Source organism: Pseudomonas taeanensis MS-3 (assembly GCF_000498575.2).
Lineage (GTDB): Bacteria > Pseudomonadota > Gammaproteobacteria > Pseudomonadales > Pseudomonadaceae > Aquipseudomonas > Aquipseudomonas taeanensis.
Genome location: NZ_AWSQ01000001.1, coordinates 675,947 through 695,715, shown reverse-complemented (window position 1 = coordinate 695,715; position 19,769 = coordinate 675,947). Strand labels below are relative to the sequence as shown.

The window sequence follows — 19,769 nt, the reverse complement described above, 5'->3', positions numbered from 1 at the left end:
TCAACGCGCGCCGCGCAAAGTGACCAGCTTTACCTAAACTGGACTGACCACCGCCCATCTGGAGGATCGCCCCATGAGCACCCCTGTTGTCCTGATCACCGGCGCCGCTGGCGGCCTCGGCCGCGCTATTGCCAAGCGTTTCTCGCAGAGCCGCTGGCGGGTCACCGGCACCGATGTCGACAAGAGTGGTCTGCATGCCCTGAATACCCAGGTGCCGCTGGATTTCAGCACTACCGCTGACTTGCGCAGCGCCGCTAACTGCCATGAACTGATCGCCAAGGTCATGGCCAGCACCGGGCGCCTGGACGCCGTGATCAACGCCGCCGGGGTCTGGCGCGAAGGAGCGGTGGCGCACTTCAGCGAAGAGGACTTCGACCAGGTCATGGGCGTCAACCTGAAGGCCGCCTTCTACCTCAGCCAGGCGGCCATCCCGCACTTGATGGAGAGCCGCGGCTGCATCGTCAACATCTCCAGCGACGCCGGACGTCAGGCTTACCGTGGCTCAGCCGCCTACTGTGCGAGCAAGGCCGCACTGAACATGCTGAGCAAGACCCTGGCACTGGAGCTGGCCGAACACGGCGTACGGGTCAACGCCGTGTCGCCCGGCGATATCGCCACGCCGATGCTCGACTACCAGGCCGAACGCTATGGCAAGGGCAACCCCAACGCCTACAAGCGCGAGCTGCTCAGCCAGTACCCCCAGGGCCGCGAGGCGCGCTTCCTGCGTCCCGAGGAAATCGCCGAGCTGGTCTGGTACCTGTGCCAGCCACATGCAGAGGCCATCACCGGCGCCGATCTGGCGATCGACTTCGGCCTCTCGGCCGGCAAATAAGCCGGCATCACGCACCTGCCATCATTCACATGCCGTTGGCGAAGGCCGCCGACTCGAACTGGATCGCCGTGCGCAGCGGGCGCATGGCCTGCGCATAGTGCACCAGCACCTGCAGCGCCCAGTCGGCTCGCGCGCGGATTCGCGCATCGGCCTCATCGATCGGCGCGTCGCCGTTCATCACGCTGTCCACCTGGCGCACGATCAGCTGTTCGGGCACATAACACAGCCGGCAGTTCTTGTAGCTGGAGGCGCGCAGCTCGCTCAACGGATAGGCGCCACCGACCCCGGCCGAGACACCAACCAGCAGCCCCGGCTTGTGCCCCAGCTCGCGGCGCCCGGCGTAGACGAAGAAATTCTTCAGCGCCGGGCTGGCCATGCCGTGCCACTCCGGGCTGACCAGCACCAGGCCGTCCGCCTCGCGCAGCAGCGCCGCGCAGTCGGCCCAGGCACCGGCCTGATCCTCAGCCGGCCACAACGGCAGCGGGGTGGCGCCGAGGTCGATCAGGCTGAGGTCCGCCGGCGCGCAATGGCCCAGCTCCAGCAGGCGCCGCTGCAGGTAGGCGGCGACCTTGGCCGACTGGCTGGACGGCTGACTGGAGCCGGCCAGCAACACCAGCTTCAGACTCATTGCCCGGCTCCGTCACTCAGCGCCCGAGACCCGCTGGCCTTGACTGGCTTGCGGCTGCGTACCAGCGGCCAGAACAGCTCATGCTGCCAGCTCACCGGGCGCAGGTTCTCCACGCCGAAGGCCTGGGGCCGACGCCGGGTGATCTTCGCCGTGCCGAACAGCACGTCCCAGAAGAACAGCAGGTTGCCGAAGTTGCCCTTGTAGTGGGTCACGCCATCGGCGGCGTTCTGCCCGTGGTGGGCGGAATGGGTCGCCGGGGTCGAAATGGTCCGCTCCAGCAGCCACATCAACGGGCGCAGGGCGCGGATGCGGTAGAGCCTGTCGTCCCAGGGCACGCTGCTGTGGGCGCCGAAAATCACCGCCATCTTGACGATCAGGTAGCCGTAGTAGATCTCCGCCAGCCCCAGGTAGACCAGGGTCGCGGACAGCCAGAGACCGGGCATCAGCAGGTAGTAAAAGCTGTTGTTGCGATAGACGATGCGGATGCTCATGTAGTCCGCCGAGTGGTGCGCGCGGTGCAGGGCATACAGCCAAGGCACCCGGTGCGCCAGACGGTGCCACCCGTACTGGGTCATGTCGTCACACAGCAGCAACAGACCGACTCCGGCCCACCAGGGCAAGTCGCTGAGCACGCCGCGCGCCTGGGGCAGCCACTGGGCGAGCAGGCTGTTGCAGAGGAAGAAGATCAGCGGAAAGGTCAGGCCGAGCAGCAGGCTCGAACCGAACACCTCGAGGGCGACGTCGCGCCACTGCCCCTTGGGCTGGCGGAAACAGCCACAGGCCAGTTCCAGCAGGATGAAGCCGAAAAAGATTGCGCCGACCACGAGCGAGGGATTATTGGCGATTGTTGTTGGATTCATGGCAACCTCGACTGAGCCCGGCAGACGCACCGGGCGACAGCCCCATAAGAAGCCACAACGGCCAGAGGCAACATGCGCGAAACGGACAAAAACACCCGAGAACAGGCCAATCTACCCGCCCGACGCTTCCACCGCGGCGCCCTCGGCCAGGTCCTCGAACGCTTCCTGCAGAGCCGCGCCAGCGCCTCGCCGGACTTCAGCCTGACCGAGCTGGAGCAGTTGTGGAACGCCGCCGCCGAGCACGATCCGGCCATTGGCTTGCACCTGTTCGGCCAGTTCAGCCCCCAGGACTGGCATGTGCTGGCCCATCTCTGCCTGTTCTGCGCCGACGTCGCCGAAGCGACCCGCTGCTGGGTGCGCTATGCCGGTCTGGCCGCCGACTCCGACCAGTTGCGCATCGTCGAAAGCGACGAGGGCCTGGGCGTGGAGCTGGACATCGACGCACCGCCGCAGCTGGCGCGCTACCTGGTCGAGCACTACACGGTGATGGCCGTAACCCAGATGCGCCGCGGCACCGGCCAGGCGCTGCTGCCGCGGCGCGCGCAATTCCGCCACGCCCGACCGGCCTACCATGATCTATACCGGCCCTGGTTCGGCGAGCGGGTCGAGTTCAACGCCGCGCACAACCGCCTGCTGTTCGATCACTCGACCCAGTCACTGCCGATGCAGGGCCGCCACCCGGGCATGGTCGAGCTGCTGTGCCTGGAGCTCGACCGCCGCCTCGCGCAGCGGCGTCATCTCAGCGGCTGGGCCGGCAAGGTTGCCGCCGCCGCGCGCCGGGCCCTGGAGCACGGCCAGCCAGTGAGCCTGGAGAGCGTTGCCGAAGCCCTGCACCAGAGTCCGCGCACCCTGCGCCGGCGTCTGCAGGAACAGGAGCTGAGCTTCCGCCAGCTGCTCGACCTGCTGCGCGCCGACCTGGAGCAACACTACCAACTGCAAGGACTGAGTAGCGCGCAGATTGGCGAACTGCTGGGCTACGGCGACAGCGCCGCCTACCTGCATGCGCGCAAGCGCTGGCGTGACCCGCCGCCCGCCTGAGTCGTTCTGATAGATTAGGCGTAGAACACCGCCTCCTTAAAGCCGTCCCAACCTGAAGAGCCGCCCATGGAACCCGGAAACACCCAGCTGTCGATGACCGTGTTGATGACCCCGGATATGGCCAATTTCTCCGGCAATGTGCACGGCGGCACCCTGCTCAAATACCTCGATGAAGTCGCCTACGCCTGCGCCAGCCGCTATGCCGGGGGTTATGTGGTGACCCTGTCGGTGGATCAGGTGACCTTTCGACAACCGATTCATGTTGGCGAACTGGTGACCTTCCTCGCCTCGGTCAATTACAGCGGTCGCACCTCGATGGAGGTCGGCATCAAGGTGGTCACGGAAAATATCCGTGAACGCTCGGTGCGCCACACCAACAGCTGTTTTTTCACCATGGTCGCGGTCGATGATCAGGGTAAACCCACGCAGGTGCCGCAACGCCAGCCGCAAACCGCCGATGAACACCGGCGCTTCAGCGAAGCCGAACAACGTCGGGCGATTCGCCAGGAACTGGAACGGCGTTTCCTGGATTTGAAAACCGAGCGCTAGGCGACGAGGCAAGACAGCGCCCGGCCGCGACTGGCAGAATGCACTGAACAGCTGCCGGAGCCGCTGCGACTCATGCAGCGCCCGCCTGGAGCCCCCTGATGTTGACCCTCGGCAATATTTTCGTATTGATGCTGCTGGCTACGGCCGGGGCCTGGATGTGGCACGCCCACGGCCTGCGCGAGCGTGCCCTGGCGCTGGTCAAGCAGCACTGCGTGAAAGCCGATATCGAACTGCTCGACGGCAACGTCGCCCTGCGCAAACTCACCCTGCTCACCGATGCCCGGGGTCACCGGCGCCTGGCGCGGGTCTATGGCTTCGAGTTCACCGTCACCGGCGAACAACGCCACGCCGGCAGCATTGTCATGTTCGGCCAGCACCTCGGACGGATCGAGCTGGCGGCGCACCCCTGCAAAACCCCTATGGCCGATAGCCCGCAGGTGATCGAGCTGGAGCAATGGCGAGCCAGCCACAGCAAGGCTGACGCTCAACGCCACCAGGATTAGCCGCTCGACCTCACAACAGACCGAGAGCGCGCAGGCTGGCCTTGCCCAGTTCGACTCGTTTAGGCAGATCCGCTGGCCCATGAGTGTCGATATTCAGCGCAAAACTGTACATCTTGCCGTCCCTTTCCAACCAGCCTACCCACCAGCCGATACCCGGCTCGGAGGACGTGGCCCATCCACTCTTGCCAGACAAACGCCAGCCTGGACCCTGCTCGAGCAGACTGATCTCACGCACCTTGGCCTGGATGGCGGGCGAATAGGGCAACAGATCCTGGGCCAGACGGGCAAGAAACCGGGTTTGCTCCACCGCGCTGATGGCCAGCGGTCCCTGCAACCAGAACTGATCGACCTGGCTGCCAATCTCGCCGTTGCCATAGCCCAGGGCGCTCACCTGATTGCGCATACGCGATAGACCGATGCGCCGCGCCAGCGCCTGATAGACCGACACATTGGAGACCTTGATCGCCTCGCGCAGACCCATGTCCTGCTCCCAGGCCTTGAGGTACTGCGGCTGGCCGTCGTAGGGAAACACCTCATCGACACTATTGACCGCGCCCGTGGCCAAACCAATCAGGCTATGGGCGATCTTGAAGGTAGAGGCCGGGGTGTAGCGGGTTTCTGCGCGCTGACGGTTGTGTCCCTGCAGCTGTTCGCTGCCGACTTCATGCAGGACGAAGGTGCCCGTCACGCCCGCGCGCTCGAACACCTGGGTCACCGTCGCACTGTCCTGCCAATCGAAGGCCTGGGCCTGACCGGCCAGCACCAGCAACGCGCTACACAATATGCGTTTCATACTCACCCCCGAGAATCGCCAGAACGCTGAGCCTCAAGCCGTTCAGCTACGTTGCAGCAGGAAGTTGGCCACCCGCTCGGCAGTCGCCGTGGGCTGCTCCTGCATAAAGCAGTGACCACCGTCGACCACCTGGGCCCGCACATGAGGATTGCTGGCGCACCAGCGTGCCACCGACTTGGCGACAAAAGGGTAGCTGCGCTGGCCGTAGATCACCTCGGTCGGCGTGACCACCTTGGCCAGCGACGGCCACAGGCGCTTGGGGTAAGAGCCGAAGATATCCGCTTCGCGGCTCGGCCGGCACTTCAGCTGCACGCCCTGCTCGGTGTCGCCCAGGGCGTGCTCGATATAGGCCACGAACGCCGCCTCGGTCCAGCCTCGGAACATGCCGCGGCCGTGCAGGCTGGCATACGCGGCGTCACGATCCGGCCATTGCCGGCGACGCTTGCGCGCCTTGCTCGCCAGGGTATTCAGGCGGCCCAGGCCGACCACGTCGGACAGCGCCATCACCCCGATCATCGCCGGGCTGAACAACACCGGATCGAGCAATACCGCGCGCTGAAACAGCTGTGGCTGCTGCGCCAGCATCAGGCTGCTGAGCACCCCGCCAAAACTGTGGCCGAGAGCAAATACCGGCGCCTCGGCAAACCGCTCGCGGCCCTCGGCGAAGGCCTCCAGGGCCAGCTCGGCGCTGCGGTTCCAACCATGAAAACGGCCGCCGTGGTCACTGTCGCCATGCCCCTGCACATCGCACAACCAGAGGTCGAAGTCCTCCGCCAAGTGCTCCAGCAGCGGCTGATAGACCCGCCCGCAATAGCCATTGCCATGCAGGAAGTGCAGCACCGGCTTGCCGGAGGCCGGCGAATGCCAACCGCGCAGGGTAAAGCCGGCGGAACTGGCGTGGGACCAGGGGAGCAACTGCATGCAAAGCGCCTCGCAAAAATCAGCGCGCAGTGTAGCCAGCCCAGCAGGCCGGGTGAATCGACGTTACCGACTTTATTGCAACCGACACGCCGCCATCCCAGCCTTGAGACGCGCCTCATCCTGTGGCGTATCGAAGATCAGTTCGAGCCTCGAATCCTTGCGCCACTCGCTGTTCTGCCATTCCAGCGCCTGCCCTGCCAGGGCGTTGGCCGAGCACCAGCCGGCATCGCTGTGCAGCACCAGCTTGGCCCGCCGCCAAGGCAGCACGGCGAGCCACTGCTGCACGCGCAAGCGCTCGAAACGCTGGCTCGGGTGCCAGCTCCAGCCGATGCTCCAGCCCTCCGCTTGAGCCTGAACCTGGCAAATCGGCTCCTGCGGCGAGTGCCAGATCGTCGCTAACGTTGCTGGCGAATCAGGCAGCCCCGCCAGCCCTGCACCGTTCTCGGCCTGGGCGGCAAACCCCGGCAACTGCGCCAGCGCCAGCGCGGCGTGGCTGGTCCAACACAGCGGCCGGGCCGGCAGTTGCGCGGCAAGCAGGGCCTTAGCCGTAGCGTCCAGGCCCTCGGCCTTGTTCATCAGCAGCAACCCCGCACTGTTCAGCGCCGTCTGCTGACTCTCGGGCAGGGCCGCGCCTGCCGCCAGTGCGGCAGCATCCAGCACCAGCACCGGCGCCTGCACACTCAGCACCCCGGCCCACGGCGGCGCACTGAGTTGACGCAACAGTTCCAGCGGGTGGCCGAGACCGGAAGGTTCGATCAGCAGGCGATGCGGCTTGGCCTTGCGCAGCAAGCGGCTCAGACCAACCTGAAACGGCACGCCGTTAACGCAACACAGGCAACCACCGGCCACTTCGCCGAGGGATATGCCGGCGTCATCCGTGCTGAGCAAGGCCGCGTCCAGGCCAATCTGGCCGAACTCGTTGATCAGCACCGCCCAGCGCTCATGCTCTGGACGTTGCGCCAACAGATGACGGATCAGGCTGGTCTTGCCGGCGCCTAATGGGCCGGCGATCAGGTGCGTGGGGATATTTTTCAACATGGCTCTATGGTGCGGTTTTACCGAGCGAAGGAGAAGTCCTCGGCACGCGCCAGCCCGCGCAGACGCGAGAAAAGCGCCATGCTAGAGTCGCCGACAGAGATTTCAGGAGGCATTCGATGCGTTGCTTAATACTGCTGGCATTATCGGCTTTATCCGGCCTGGCCTGGGGCGAAGCCTGCGTGGTGCACAGCCAGGCCGAGCGCCTGGACGTCAAGGTCTGCCAGCAGAACCGTAGCATCCCACCGCAGTTGTTTCGCAGCGGTTTCTGCCAACCGCAACTGAAAGGGCAGAAGGTCGAAGTCGCCTTCGTCGAGCAATGCCCGATCGGTGCTTACGGCGTGTGTCGCAACGCCAGGGTCGGTGGTACGCCCTACCAGCAGGATATCCACTATTACGGCGTGGCCAGCGACGCCGCCTACCTCAAGCCGTTCTGCGAACGGCAGAACAAGGGCGTGTGGATGGCCCGCTAGATAGTACCTGTTCGTCATGTCAGCCAATCCAGGGTCAACAGCAGACGGCGCTCGTCGGCGGGTGGTTTCGGCGAGCGGTGAATCAGCCCGCCGCCCTCGTTACCGATCCATCTCTCCCCCTTGGCCAGCAACACATGGCCGGCCTCGGCGCGTTCGATCTGGGCTTCCTCCACGGGCTCGGCAGCCGGGTCGCCGAGACGACTACGCGCCATCACGCCCTCGCGCAGCCACTGGCTGCCAACCCCGGCATAGCTGGTGATCAGGCGCAGCGGCACATGGTCGACGTGAAAGCGCGGGCACATGGCCTTGTCCAGCACGCGCAGACGCAGGCCGATGCGCTTGGCATCGACCAGGCAGGCAAAAGCGCCAACCAGCCAGCCGATATCGGCGAGAAAGGCCGCATGGCCGGGCAACTCGCCATAGCGGGCCAGCAGACTGTCCAGCTTTGGAGCACTCTCAGGGTGCGCCAACTCCAGCACCATGGACTCTGCCAGCGGTTCGCCGCGGACCAGTAACGCCGCAGCGAAAGCGCCGGGCACTGCCGGCAATCGACGTTGCCAGATGGCCAGGTTGACCTCATCACGCAACACCTCGGCGAGCACATCGATTTGCTCGCCGAGAATCTGCTGCAACGGCTGCCGCACCATCAAGCGGCAACCTCCTCGACCCAGGGGCCGAACGGATCGGACAGTGCCAGCCAGGCGTCCACACCCAGAGCCATTTCCGCGTCATTCAACAGGCAGGCATCCAGCTCGGCGCTGAGCCGGGCGAAGTCGATGTTCTGGCCGATGAACACCAGTTCCTGTCGGCAATCACCGCTCTGAGTCTGCCAATTCTTCATGATCGCCTGCAGGCCTTCATCGTCCTCGGGCCACTGGGCTTTCGGCACGAATCGCCACCAGCGCCCGGCAAAGCCATGACGCATCAGACCGCCAGCCTGGGACCAGCTGCCGGCCTCCTGATACTTGCTGGCCAGCCAGAAGAAGCCCTTGGAGCGCAGCAGACGACCATTAGTCCACTCGCGATTGATGAAGCTGAAGAAACGCTCGGGATGCAGTGGCCGCCGTGCCCGGTAGGCGCTGGAGGCGATGCCGTACTCCTCGGTCTCAGGGATGTGCTCGCCGCGCAGCTGCTTGAGCCAGCCCGGCGCCTGGGCCGCACGCTCGAAATCGAAGCGGCCGGTATCGAGGATCTTGTTCAGCGGCACCGCGCCCATGGCCATCGGCAGAATCTCGGCGTGGGTGTTGAGGCCGCGCAGGATGGCGATCAGCTCCTCGCGCTCATGGCCGCTGATCAGATCGATCTTGCTCACCAGCAGCACGTCGGCGAACTCCACCTGCTCGATCAGCAGGTCGGTGATCGAGCGCTCGTCCTCTTCGCCGAGGGTCTCGCCACGACTGGCCAGGCTCTCGGCCTCGTGAAAATCCCTGAGGAAGTTGACCCCGTCGACCACGGTCACCAGGGTGTCCAGGCGCGCCAGATCGGCCAGGCTCTGGCCTTGCTCGTCACGGAAGGTGAAGGTCTCGGCCACCGGCAACGGTTCGGAAATACCGGTGGACTCGATCAACAGGTAGTCGAAACGCCCTTCGCGGGCCAGACGGCCGACCTCCTCCAGCAGATCCTCGCGCAGGGTGCAGCAGATGCAACCGTTGCTCATCTCCACGAGTTTTTCCTCGGCGCGGTTCAGGCTGACATCGCGCTGAACTTCGCTGCCATCGATATTGATCTCGCTCATATCGTTGACTATCACCGCGACCCGCAGTCCTTCGCGATTCTTCAGGATGTGATTGAGCAGGGTGCTCTTGCCGGCACCGAGGAAGCCGGACAACAGGGTGACGGGTAGACGCTTGGGCATGCCGAGAGGCTCCAGTATCGATCAGGTGGGCGCGGTGTTCCTGCTGCTCTTGGGTTGAGATGCTCAGATCACATATTGATTGTTATAACATAACATAAATAATCTCAAGCTCACCCGCAACTTTCACAATTCCCTGACCGTAATGGGTCGCGCCTCTACCCGCTGGCACTGCGCAGCGCTGGTCAGCCTAGCTGGCCGGACGCCGCCGACATGCGCACACACCAGCATTTATAGGGGTTTCACGTGGAACCATAGGGCAGTTTGATCGACGGGAGCTACCGACAGCGCGGATTGCTCGCACGTGTCAGCGGCGCTCTGGAAAACCAACAGTCCAACGAACCAAGGAGCAGGCTCAACGTGAAGCCTTACTGAGCGAACGACGAAACATCCGCCATCTCAAACGCAGCACTTAGCAGACACCGGCCAGCGCATTACAGACTGCCAGCTGCGAATCGAAGCGAGTGCGGCAGTGATACCCAAGCCACGCTGTGCGGGATCGATCGGGCGGCTAGCCAAGGCAGCACTGAATAGCCCTCCACTCGCCTTCCACGCCCTGAGCCATGGCATAGCGCTGGTAATTTGGTACCGCATACGCCTCAAGGTTGCGGCCCACCTTTGAGTCGCCAAACCTACCTGGGCCACCTGGGTTCCGCACGATGCCTCAACATTTTCTTACCGATTGGCCGACTCAGGCGCTAATTCGTCGATGCGTCGTGGGCCTAAAAACGTCATAGTCGTCAGGACCTTGCTCTAAACCCTACTCCAGACCGCGAGGCGCTGATGCAAATCGAGTTGATCGAGATCCGTGACCACCTGAGTCGCTTCCCCCCCTTCGATGCGCTGCCCGAGGGCACCCTCGACGAAATCGCCCAGCAGGTGGAAGTCGCCTACTTCAAGGCCGGCACCGACATTCTCAGCTACGGTGCGCCGATCGAGGATCTGCACTACATCCGCAGTGGCGCCGTGGAGATCTACCGGCGCAACGGCGAGCTCTACAACCGCCTGGCCGAAGGCGAAGTCTTCGGCCAATTCGGCCTGCTGCGCGGGCACAAGGTACGCCTGCCGGCGCGCGCCATCGAAGACAGCCTGATCTACTTCATCCCCGGCGGCCTGTTCGAGCAGCTCTGCGAGGCCCATGACGCCTTCGCCGACTTCGTCGAGGCTGAGGGCGTGTCACGCCTCAAACCGCGAGAAGCGCCCCAGGGCAACGCCACCGAGCTGATGAGCACGGAGGTGCGCAAACTCATCACCCGCCGCACCGTCAGTGTGCCCCTGGGCACCTCGGTGCAGGACGCCGCGCGGATGATGACCGAGCACGGTGTGTCCTCCCTGGTGATCTTCGGCAGCAAAGCCGCCGGCAACACCGGCCCGACCCAGATCATGGCTGGCATTACCACCGACCGCGACCTGCGCACCCGGGTGCTGGCCGAAGGGCTGGCCCTGGACACGCCGGTGGATCAGGTGATGTCACCCAACCCGATCACCATTCAGGCCGAGGATTCGGTATTCGAGGCGATGCTGTGCATGCTGCGCAACAACATCCATCACCTGCCGGTGGTACACCGCCAGCGACCGGTGGGGGTGATCAACCTCTCCGACATCATCCGCTACGAGTCCCAGAGCAGCCTGTACCTGGTCAACAACATCTTCAACCGCCAGTCGGTCACGGAACTGCAGGCCCTGCTGCCGGATCTGCGCGCGACCTTCCTGCGCCTGGTCAACGAACAGGCCAACGCGCATATGATCGGCAGCGCGATATCGGGCATCGGCCGCAGCCTGACCCAACGCCTGCTGGAGCTGGCCGAGCAGGAATTTGGCCCGCCGCCGGTGCCCTATTGTTTCCTGGCGTTGGGCTCGATGGCCCGGGATGAGCAGCTGATCGTCACCGACCAGGACAACGCCCTGGTGCTGGACAACCGGTTCGACCCGCGGGTACACGACGAGTATTTCCTCAAGCTGGCGACCTTCGTCAGCGATGGTCTGGCGGCCTGCGGCCACAGCTATTGCAAGGGCGGCATCATGGCCACCAACCCCAAATGGCGTCAGCCGCTACGGGTGTGGAAGGGCTACTTCACTCAGTGGATCGAACGCCCCAACCCGGAAACCCTGCTCAACGCCTGCATCTTCTTCGATCTGGACAGCGTCTACGGCGAGGCCCCCCTGGCCGAGAGCCTCAAGGACCTGTTGGCAGAAAAAGCCAGTCGCAGCCCGCTGTTCCTCGCCAGCCTGGCGCGCAACGCGCTCAACCGCACGCCGCCGCTGGGCTTCTTCCGCACCTTCGTGATGGAGACCGACGGCGAACAGAAAAACATCATCAACCTGAAAGGCCGCGGCACCGCGCCGCTGACCGACCTGATCCGCGTGCATGCCCTGGCCTGCGGTTCCAAGGCGCAGAATTCCCTGGAACGCCTGGATGCCATCAGCGAAACCAAGCTGCTGACCGAAGAGGCCATCACCCAGCTGCGCTATGCCCTGGAGTTTCTCTCGATTGTGCGCATTCGCCACCAGGCCATGGACCTTCAGGAAGACCGCGAGCCGGACAACTACATTGAGCCGGAGCAGATCTCCGCCGCCGACCGGCACAGCCTCAAGTCGGCCTTCCAGGTGTTGAGCAACGCGCAGAAGTTCCTGCGCTTCCGCTATCCGGGACAAGAATTCGGACGACCGCTATGAGCCTGCCCGGCACCCTGCGCAGGGAGGCCAAATCGACCAGCCTCGATTGGCCGAGCATTCTCGACGAACTAACCGCGAAAACCATCGATGCACGGCTATCACGCTTTTATAAGGCCGGAACCGTAAACGCGGACACGCCACTGGACCAGGTGCCACTGCTGGCCCTCGACGTGGAAACCACGGGCCTGGACAGCCAGCGCGACTCGATCGTCAGCCTCGGCCTGGTGCCCTTCAACCTGCGGCGCATCCGCTGTGGCGAGGCCAAGTACTGGGTGGTCAAGCCAGTGTGCGAACTGAGCAGCCAATCGGTCACCTTCCACCACATCACCCACTCGGACATCCAGGATGCACCACCACTGGCCAGCGTGTTCGACGAACTGCTGGCCGCCATGGCCGGCAAGGTGGTTGTGGTGCACTACCGACGCATCGAGCGCGGCTTTCTCGATCAGGCCATGCGCCATCTGGTCGGCGAAGGCCTGCACTTTCCGCTGATCGATACCATGCAACTGGAGGCGCGCCTGCACCGGGGCAAGCAGCAACCCGGCTGGCTGGCCCGGCTAATGGGCAAGAAACCGGTGTCGATCCGCCTGGCCGACAGCCGCCTGCGCTACGGCTTACCGCTGTATCAGGCGCATCATGCGCTGACCGATGCCCTGGCCACCGCGGAACTGCTGCAAGCACAAATCGCCACCCACTACCCGGCGGATGTCACTGTCGGCGAACTGTGGAGTTAAAAAAAGGCGCGACCGCAAGCGGACGCGCCTTTAACTAGAGCCTTAGCGGCGACGCACAGGGCGCCGCCGCGAGTCGCTTAGCGCGGCTCGGACATCAGCCCCTTGACGATGGACACGCAGCCCACCAGCAGCACGATGGTGAACGGCAATCCTGTCGATACCGCCATGGCCTGCAGCGCAACCAACCCACCGCCGAGCAGCAGGGCGATGGCGACCACGCCTTCCATGATGGCCCAGAAGGCCCGTTGTGGCACTGGTGCATTGACCTTGCCGCCCGCGGTGATGGTGTCGATCACCAGCGAACCGGAGTCGGACGAAGTGACGAAGAACACGATCACCAGAACGATCCCGAGGAAGGAGCTGATGGCGGTCAACGGCAGCTGGCCGAGCATGGCAAACAGCTTCAGTTCCAACGCGGCATCCTGCACCCCGGTGAAACCGCCAACGACGAACTGCTCGATGGCCGTGCCGCCGAAGGCGGTCATCCACAGCACCGAAAACAGCGAAGGCACCAGCAGCACCGAAACCAGGAACTCGCGTACCGTACGACCACGGCTGACGCGAGCGATGAACATGCCAACGAACGGTGACCAGCTGATCCACCAGGCCCAGTAAAAGGCGGTCCAGCCCTGGCTGAAGTTGGCATCGGCCCGCGCAACCGGGTTGGACAGCGCCGGCAGGTAGGTCAGGTAAGCACCCAGGTTACTGAAGAAGCCGGTAACAATGGCCAGCGTCGGTCCTGCGATCAGGATAAACAGCAGCAGCCCGATGGCCAGCACCATGTTGATCTCTGACAGGCGTTTGACCCCCTTGTCCAGACCAGCCAGCACCGACATCAGGGCGATCGCGGTAATGCCGATGATCAACAGCACCTTGCTGGTATCGGTAGCCGTGATGCCAAACAGATAATCGAGTCCCGCGGCCGCCTGCTCGGCACCCAGGCCCAACGAAGTGGCCAGACCGAACAGGGTGGCGAACACCGCCAGGATATCGATCACATGACCCGGCCAGCCCCACACCCGCTCACCCAGAATCGGGTAGAAGATCGAGCGCATGCTCAGCGGCAGACCCTTGTTGAAGGAGAACAGCGCCAGCGCCAGGGCGACGATGGCATAGACCGCCCAAGGGTGCAGACCCCAGTGGAAAATAGTCGCGGCCATACTCAGCTTGGCCGCCGCCTCAGCATCGCCAACGGCGGCGCCCAGTGGCGCCCAGTCGGTGCGCAGACCATCCTCACCGGCACTGACCCCGCCCATGGACGAGGAAAAGTGCGACATCGGCTCGGCCACGCCATAGAACATCAGGCCAATGCCCATGCCGGCAGCGAACAGCATGGAGAACCAGCCGAGATAGGAATAGTCCGGCGTCGCCTCCTTACCGCCCAGGCGTACCTTGCCCAACGGCGACACGATCAGGCCTAGACAAAGCAGCACGAAGATGTTGGCCGAGCCGAGAAAGAACCACGCCATATTCGTGGTCAACCAGCTGCGAATCGCACTGAACAGCGGCTCGACCTGGCTTTGCAAGGCAAGGGTCAAGACCACGAACAATACGATGGTCAGCGCGGAAATGCTGAACACCTTGCCATGGATATCCAGGTTGAAGAGAAACCGCCCCTTGATGTTGTCCTGACCGATAACGTAGTCGGTATCGATTAGATTGGACGCCCCGCTCGGCGCTGGAATACTGTCCTGCTGCGGCATGTCCGGCGGTGCTGCCGTGCTATGCGTCGGGTCTTTGCCCATTCGAGATACTCCTTGATCCGTTTGACTCACTGACAAGTGTAGAGCGGATTCGCCCGACTCACTGTCAACCGGTTAGTTCCCGGCTGTGGCAACAAGGGTAACAGCCATGTCGCCTACGTGCCTGTCCGTGGCCATCCCCGCGCGGCAGCGTGCCGGTCTGGCGACAGACGATGACGCAACTGCGTAGTACCGTCCTGCTCTAAACTGAGTCAGCACAGAGGAATCGCACACTCATGGATTTCGGCATTCCCCATCTATTCGCCTACCTGATCGCCGCCATCCATGCGCTCGGCGTGTTCGCCGCCATACATGCGGTATTTACCGTGCGCACCGCCCAGGGGGCGATTGCCTGGGCACTGTCGCTGTTCTTCATGCCCTACCTGACCTTAGTGCCGTACCTGGTATTCGGCCGCAGCCGCTTCAGTGCCTATATCAAGGCACGCCGCCTGGCCGATCAGGAAATGCACCGGGCCATGGCGGCCCTGAACTGGCGCCCCTGGGTCGAAGAGGCCTTGGCCGCTCACGAGTCCAAAGCCTTCCGGCGCTTGCGTGCGCTACCGCGCCTGAGCTCGATGCCCTGCCTGGCGAACAACCAGGTGCAGTTGCTGATCGACGGCAAAGCAACCTTCGCCGCGCTCTTCGCCGCCCTGGCCGAGGCACGCCAGGTAATCCTGATCCAGTTTTTCATCATCCATGACGATGAACTCGGCCGGCGCTTGCAACAACTGCTGCTGCAGCGCGCGAAGGCCGGGGTGCGGGTCTACCTGCTGTATGACGGGATCGGCAGTCACGCCCTGCCGACGCATTACCGTGACAGCCTGCGCGCCGGCGGCGTGCAGGTGCACGCCTTCCCCACCGGCGGCGGCTTGCTCAACCGCTTCCAGCTGAACTTTCGCAACCATCGCAAGATCGTGGTGGTCGATGGCGAGCGCGGTTTTCTCGGCGGACACAACGTCGGCGACCAATACCTCGGCAACAAGCCGCCGCTGTCGCCCTGGCGCGACACCCACGTCGAGGTGCGCGGGCCGGTGGTCGCCTGCCTGCAGGAATCCTTCGCCGAAGACTGGTTCTGGGCCAGCGGCCAGTTGCCGCCGTTGCTGTTGCCGGAGGCCTACGCCGACAGCGGCATGCTCTGCCAGGTGATCGCCAGCGGCCCGGCCGATCCACAGGACACCTGTGCCCTGATGTTTGTCGAGGCGATTCACGCCGCCCGCGAGCGCATCTGGATCACCAGCCCGTACTTCATCCCCGATGAGGCGCTGTTAAGCGCACTGCGCCTGGCCGCCCTGCGTGGCGTCGATGTGCGTATCCTGCTGCCCGCACGCCCCGACCACCGGGTGGTCTTCGCCGCCTCCAGCCTCTATGCCTTCGAGGCACTGCGCGCCGGCGTGCGGGTATTCCGCTACCAGCCGGGTTTCCTGCACCAGAAAGTCATGCTGATCGACCGTGATGCCTGCACCATCGGCAGTGCCAACCTGGACAACCGCTCGTTCCGCCTGAACTTCGAAGTCAGCCTGTTGACCGTCGATGCCGGCTTCGCCGCCGAAGTCGAGCAGATGCTCGAGGAGGACTTCAGGCAGTCCCGCGAACTGCTCGCCGAAGACCGCAAGGACCTGCACCGCCTGCAACAACTGGGCATGCGCGTGGCGCGGCTGATCTCACCTATTCTCTGAGCCGAGGTCCGCTCAGCGCACTCGGGTCCGGGCTATGGTTAGAGCTGAACTCCCACGTGTTGCCTGGCCACTACGAGTGTCTGCCGATGAAAGCCTTGCTGCCAATCCTTCTCAGTTTCAGTCTGCTCGGTGCCGTTAGCCCGGCGCCGGCGGAACAGTTTCGAGTCGGTGTAGAACTGCAACCCTACCTGCCCTTCTTCGCCGTGCAGGATGGTGAATATCGAGGCTACGCCCGCGAACTGCTGGACGCCTTCGCCGTCAGCCAAGGTCACCAGTTCACCTACGTCGCGCTGCCGGTCAAACGCCTGCTGAGCAACTTTCTGACCGGCGACCTGGACTTCAAGTTTCCCGACAACCCGCGCTGGAAAGTCGAGCAGAAGCAAGGTCAGCAGATCTACTACAGCCAGCCTGTGCTGCCCTACACCGACGGGGTACTGGTACTGCCCAGGCATCTCGGACAGGGTCAGCAACGCATCAAGGTACTCGGCACCCAGCTCGGCTTCACTCCGTCGCCTTACCTGGCGCAAATCGAAGGCGGAGCGATGTCTCTGACCCAGAGCAACCGCATCGACTCGCTGCTACGCATGGCGATATCCGGGCGAGTCGATGCGGTCTATCTCAACCCTCAGGTGGCCCGTCAGGCGTTGATCACTGCGGGCCTGCCGGGCGACGCTCTGCTGTTCGACCCCGAACTGGCGTATGTCGATGACCACTACTATCTCTCCAGCCTGCGCCACCCCGAGGTGATCGCCGCATTCGACCGCTTCCTGCAGCAACACGCAGAGCTGCTACGACGCCTGAAACACAAATACGCCCTCGAATAACAACCAGAGCAAGCCCCCTGCCAACTGCACGGTTCATCTTGATCTAGACGAAAAAAACCCCCACCGGCAACACCGAATAGGGGTTCTGATCTTGACAACCGACGCTTGTGGCGCCGGGAGCGGACGCAGCCTTAGCCGCCCCGGCCCTCGTCCACCAGGGACGCGGGAGAGTCGAGCTCACAACTCCAGAGTTCCACCGCCGGCTGGCTCGCTTGTGGCGGGCCGAGCCAGTCACTCATCGAGTGACAACGCTGGTTAAAACACAGTTGGTAATCCCCTGCCTCGGGGGTTCGCCCCAAGCGCAGCGGTTGCAGGGGCGGTAGCTGACGCTGGTAGTGCCAACTGCCCCCACGCAGTTCGGCATCGGCAGGGATTTCCATGCCGGCACCTGAACCCTTGACCCGCGCCTCGCCGAGCAACAAGCCCTCGGCGCCGACGCGGTAATCCTCTTCCCAGCGAATCTTCTCGATGGTGTGCTGCCAGGCCAGGGTGAACTCGGCCGTGGGCACCTGCGCCCACACCACTCCGGCCAGGCCCATGCACAATCCGATCACGCCATAGTCGCCTGCGCACGGTGCGCACGCCAGAAGTGCTGCCCGAGGAACAGCGCCACCAGCACGAAGCCGATCTCATCGCTCATCGGCGTGGCCAGGATCAGGCTGATGCCCGCGGCGAAGCCCAGCGCGCGCTCCCACCAGGCCATCTTGCAGTGCAGAAAACCGGTGAATACCGCGCCCCAGATACCGATTGCCAGCGCCGCCTTGAGCAGCACATAAATGATCGCCAGTAGGCTATCGCTCTGCAGCATCAGCGCCGGCTCATACACCGCCATGAAGGGGACAACGAAACCGGCGATGGCGATACGGATTGCCCACAGGCTGATCTTCAACCCGCTCTCCTTGGCGATCGGCGCCGCCGCGAAACAGGCCAGAGCCACCGGCGGGGTGAGGTCGGCCATGATGCCGAAATAGAACACGAACATGTGCGAGACGATCAGCGGCACGCCCAGCTCCAGCAGCGCCGGGGCGGCAATCGAGCTGGTGATGATGTAGTTGGGGATGGTCGGAATACCCATGCCCAGCACCAGGCAGGTGAGCATGGTGAGGATCAGCGAGAGGAACAGGTTGTCCTGGCCGATGGCGAGGATGTAGCCGGCGAAGGTCGAGGCCACCCCTGTCAGCGAGACCACGCCGATGATAACCCCGACCAGGGCGCAGGCGATGCCCACCGGCACCGCGTGCCGTGCGCCCTCGACCAGCGCATGCAGGCAGACCACCAGGGTGTCGCGACCGCCCTTGATGAACCAGCAAACCGCCACCAGCAGTGCCACCACGCCGAACACCACGCCGATACCGAGCTGGAAGAAGCCGGCGCAGAGCACCCCGAGGGCGATCCAGAAGGCAAAGCGCATGACCTTGGACGACACCCGCAGGATGATCGCCGAACCGAGAATGACGATGGCGGTCAAGGCCAGGCCGACCATCCCGGAAAACAGCGGCGTACGCCCGGAGAACAGCAGGTAGATGAGGATGAACAACGGGATCAGCAGGTACCAACGCTGTTTCACCGCGGCCCAGGGGTTCGGGCACTGATCTTTCGGCAGGCCGCTCAGGTTGGCGCGCCTGGCCTCCAGATGGACCATCCAGAATACCGAGCCGAAGTACAGCAGCGCCGGCATCAAGGCGGCCTTGGCCACCTCGATGAAGGGCACGTTGATGGTCTCGGCCATGATGAACGCCACCGCGCCCATGATCGGCGGCATGATCTGGCTGCCCATGCTCGAGGTCGCCTCGACGCCACCAGCGAAAGCCGGTCGGTAGCCAAAGCGTTTCATCAACGGGATGGTGAACTGGCCAGTGGTGACCACGTTGGCCACGCCGGAACCGGTGATGGTGCCCATCAGCGCCGATGACACCACCGAGACTTTGGCTGGGCCGCCGAGCTTGTGGCCGAACAGGCCCATGGCGAAGTCGGTGAACAGCTTGATCATGCCCGCTTGCTCGAGGAAGGAGCCGAACAAGATGAACAGGAAGATATAGGTAGCCGACACATAGGTCGGGGTGCCGTAGAAACCTTCAGTACCGAAGGCCAGTTGGTTGACTATCTGGTCCAGGCCATAACCGCGGTGCGCCAGATCGCCCGGTAGGTACTGGCCGAGCAGGCCGTAAGCGAGAAACAGGCCGCAGATCAGCGGCAAGGCAATGCCCATGACCCGCCGCGCCGCCTCGAATACCAGCACCATCAGCACCAGGCCAACGACCATATCGGCACTGGTCAGATCGCCGGAGCGCTGGATCAGATCCGCCTCGAACACCCATTGGTAGATCGCCGTACCCATACCCGCCAGGCCAAGCAGCCAGGCCAGGGGTTGCCAGGGCTTGTGCTTGCCGACCAGGGGAATGCTGAGAAATACCACCAGCAGCAGGAAGCCGACGTGCACCGCCCGCAGGATCTGGCTGGACACCGGATGAAAGGCCGCCGTGGTGATCTGGAAGATCGAAAACAGCAGGGCCACATAAAACAGCGCTTTCGGCCAGTCGCCTGGGCCCGCCGCGAGGCCGTGGTTTTGTTCAGTCATGGAGCTTATGCCCTCATTACAACGTCGATAAGACGCAAGAGTCGCCAATAAAACC

At 63.8% G+C, this 19,769-nt stretch carries 19 protein-coding genes; 9 read left to right on the top strand and 10 right to left on the bottom strand.

Annotated elements, in window-relative coordinates; all coding sequences use genetic code 11:
* Positions 1-73: 73 nt before the first annotated feature.
* On the top strand, positions 74-832 hold the full coding sequence (locus tag TMS3_RS02985) for an SDR family NAD(P)-dependent oxidoreductase (RefSeq protein WP_025163763.1): 759 nt from the start codon (positions 74-76) through the stop codon (positions 830-832).
* Between the two features lie 25 nt (positions 833-857).
* On the opposite strand, the gene TMS3_RS02980 is transcribed toward TMS3_RS02985, so the two are convergent.
* Positions 858-1,460, bottom strand: coding sequence for an NADPH-dependent FMN reductase (locus tag TMS3_RS02980; RefSeq protein WP_025163762.1), 603 nt, complete (start codon positions 1,458-1,460; stop codon positions 858-860).
* Positions 1,457-2,320: a sterol desaturase family protein gene (locus tag TMS3_RS02975; RefSeq protein ID WP_025163761.1), complete on the bottom strand. Its 864-nt coding sequence runs from the start codon at positions 2,318-2,320 to the stop codon at positions 1,457-1,459. Before TMS3_RS02975 ends, TMS3_RS02980 begins: the two co-directional genes overlap by 4 nt.
* Positions 2,321-2,392: 72 nt before the next feature.
* On the opposite strand from TMS3_RS02975, the gene TMS3_RS02970 reads away from it, so the two are divergent.
* The 3 genes from TMS3_RS02970 (at position 2,393) to TMS3_RS02960 (ending at position 4,410) form a co-directional block, all read left to right on the top strand.
* A complete protein-coding gene (locus TMS3_RS02970) occupies positions 2,393-3,358 on the top strand; it encodes an AraC family transcriptional regulator (protein WP_025163760.1) in 966 nt (321 codons plus the stop codon).
* A 66-nt stretch (positions 3,359-3,424) separates the two neighbouring features.
* On the top strand, positions 3,425-3,907 hold the full coding sequence (locus TMS3_RS02965) for an acyl-CoA thioesterase (RefSeq protein ID WP_025163759.1): 483 nt from the start codon (positions 3,425-3,427) through the stop codon (positions 3,905-3,907).
* A 98-nt stretch (positions 3,908-4,005) separates the two neighbouring features.
* A complete protein-coding gene (locus TMS3_RS02960) occupies positions 4,006-4,410 on the top strand; it encodes a DUF3301 domain-containing protein (protein WP_025163758.1) in 405 nt (134 codons plus the stop codon).
* Positions 4,411-4,420: 10 nt separating this feature from the next.
* Here TMS3_RS02960 and blaOXA read toward each other — a convergent pair whose 3' ends face one another.
* From blaOXA to TMS3_RS02945, 3 genes are all read right to left on the bottom strand, one after another.
* Positions 4,421-5,203, bottom strand: a complete 783-nt coding sequence (blaOXA, locus tag TMS3_RS02955; RefSeq protein WP_025163757.1) for a class D beta-lactamase — start codon at positions 5,201-5,203, stop codon at positions 4,421-4,423.
* A gap of 42 nt (positions 5,204-5,245) precedes the next feature.
* Positions 5,246-6,124 carry an alpha/beta fold hydrolase gene (locus tag TMS3_RS02950; RefSeq protein ID WP_025163756.1) on the bottom strand — a complete coding sequence of 293 codons (879 nt, stop codon included), beginning with the start codon at positions 6,122-6,124 and terminating at the stop codon, positions 5,246-5,248.
* Positions 6,125-6,196: 72 nt separating this feature from the next.
* Complete coding sequence (locus tag TMS3_RS02945; protein WP_025163755.1) at positions 6,197-7,162, bottom strand: CobW family GTP-binding protein; 966 nt, start codon at positions 7,160-7,162, stop codon at positions 6,197-6,199.
* A gap of 116 nt (positions 7,163-7,278) precedes the next feature.
* Between TMS3_RS02945 and TMS3_RS02940 the strand changes: the two genes are divergently transcribed.
* A complete protein-coding gene (locus TMS3_RS02940) occupies positions 7,279-7,632 on the top strand; it encodes a hypothetical protein (RefSeq protein ID WP_025163754.1) in 354 nt (117 codons plus the stop codon).
* Positions 7,633-7,646: 14 nt separating this feature from the next.
* Here the strand turns inward: TMS3_RS02940 and TMS3_RS02935 are convergent, their stop codons facing one another.
* Positions 7,647-8,279 (bottom strand): DUF1826 domain-containing protein, encoded by a 633-nt coding sequence (locus TMS3_RS02935; RefSeq protein ID WP_025163753.1) that lies wholly within the window; start codon positions 8,277-8,279, stop codon positions 7,647-7,649.
* Positions 8,279-9,487 carry a zinc metallochaperone GTPase ZigA gene (gene zigA / locus TMS3_RS02930; RefSeq protein ID WP_025163752.1) on the bottom strand — a complete coding sequence of 403 codons (1,209 nt, stop codon included), beginning with the start codon at positions 9,485-9,487 and terminating at the stop codon, positions 8,279-8,281. Before zigA ends, TMS3_RS02935 begins: the two co-directional genes overlap by 1 nt.
* A gap of 780 nt (positions 9,488-10,267) precedes the next feature.
* Here zigA and TMS3_RS02925 point away from each other — a divergent pair.
* Together TMS3_RS02925 and TMS3_RS02920 are read left to right on the top strand one after the other, a co-directional pair.
* Complete coding sequence (locus TMS3_RS02925; protein WP_025163751.1) at positions 10,268-12,160, top strand: DUF294 nucleotidyltransferase-like domain-containing protein; 1,893 nt, start codon at positions 10,268-10,270, stop codon at positions 12,158-12,160.
* Positions 12,157-12,894 carry a 3'-5' exonuclease gene (locus tag TMS3_RS02920; RefSeq protein WP_025163750.1) on the top strand — a complete coding sequence of 246 codons (738 nt, stop codon included), beginning with the start codon at positions 12,157-12,159 and terminating at the stop codon, positions 12,892-12,894. The genes TMS3_RS02925 and TMS3_RS02920 overlap by 4 nt, the downstream gene beginning before the upstream one ends.
* Positions 12,895-12,971: 77 nt before the next feature.
* Here TMS3_RS02920 and TMS3_RS02915 read toward each other — a convergent pair whose 3' ends face one another.
* On the bottom strand, positions 12,972-14,639 hold the full coding sequence (locus TMS3_RS02915; protein WP_025163749.1) for a BCCT family transporter: 1,668 nt from the start codon (positions 14,637-14,639) through the stop codon (positions 12,972-12,974).
* Positions 14,640-14,872: 233 nt separating this feature from the next.
* Between TMS3_RS02915 and cls the strand changes: the two genes are divergently transcribed.
* Positions 14,873-16,312: a cardiolipin synthase gene (gene cls, locus TMS3_RS02910; protein ID WP_025163748.1), complete on the top strand. Its 1,440-nt coding sequence runs from the start codon at positions 14,873-14,875 to the stop codon at positions 16,310-16,312.
* 86 nt (positions 16,313-16,398) lie between these two features.
* Entirely contained in the window at positions 16,399-17,136 is a 738-nt protein-coding gene (locus TMS3_RS02905) for a substrate-binding periplasmic protein (protein WP_025163747.1), read from the top strand.
* Positions 17,137-17,267: 131 nt separating this feature from the next.
* Here the strand turns inward: TMS3_RS02905 and TMS3_RS02900 are convergent, their stop codons facing one another.
* Together TMS3_RS02900 and TMS3_RS02895 are read right to left on the bottom strand one after the other, a co-directional pair.
* On the bottom strand, positions 17,268-17,690 hold the full coding sequence (locus TMS3_RS02900) for a DUF1850 domain-containing protein (protein WP_025163746.1): 423 nt from the start codon (positions 17,688-17,690) through the stop codon (positions 17,268-17,270).
* Positions 17,687-19,714, bottom strand: coding sequence for a TRAP transporter permease (locus TMS3_RS02895; protein WP_025163745.1), 2,028 nt, complete (start codon positions 19,712-19,714; stop codon positions 17,687-17,689). Before TMS3_RS02895 ends, TMS3_RS02900 begins: the two co-directional genes overlap by 4 nt.
* Positions 19,715-19,769: the final 55 nt, after the last annotated feature.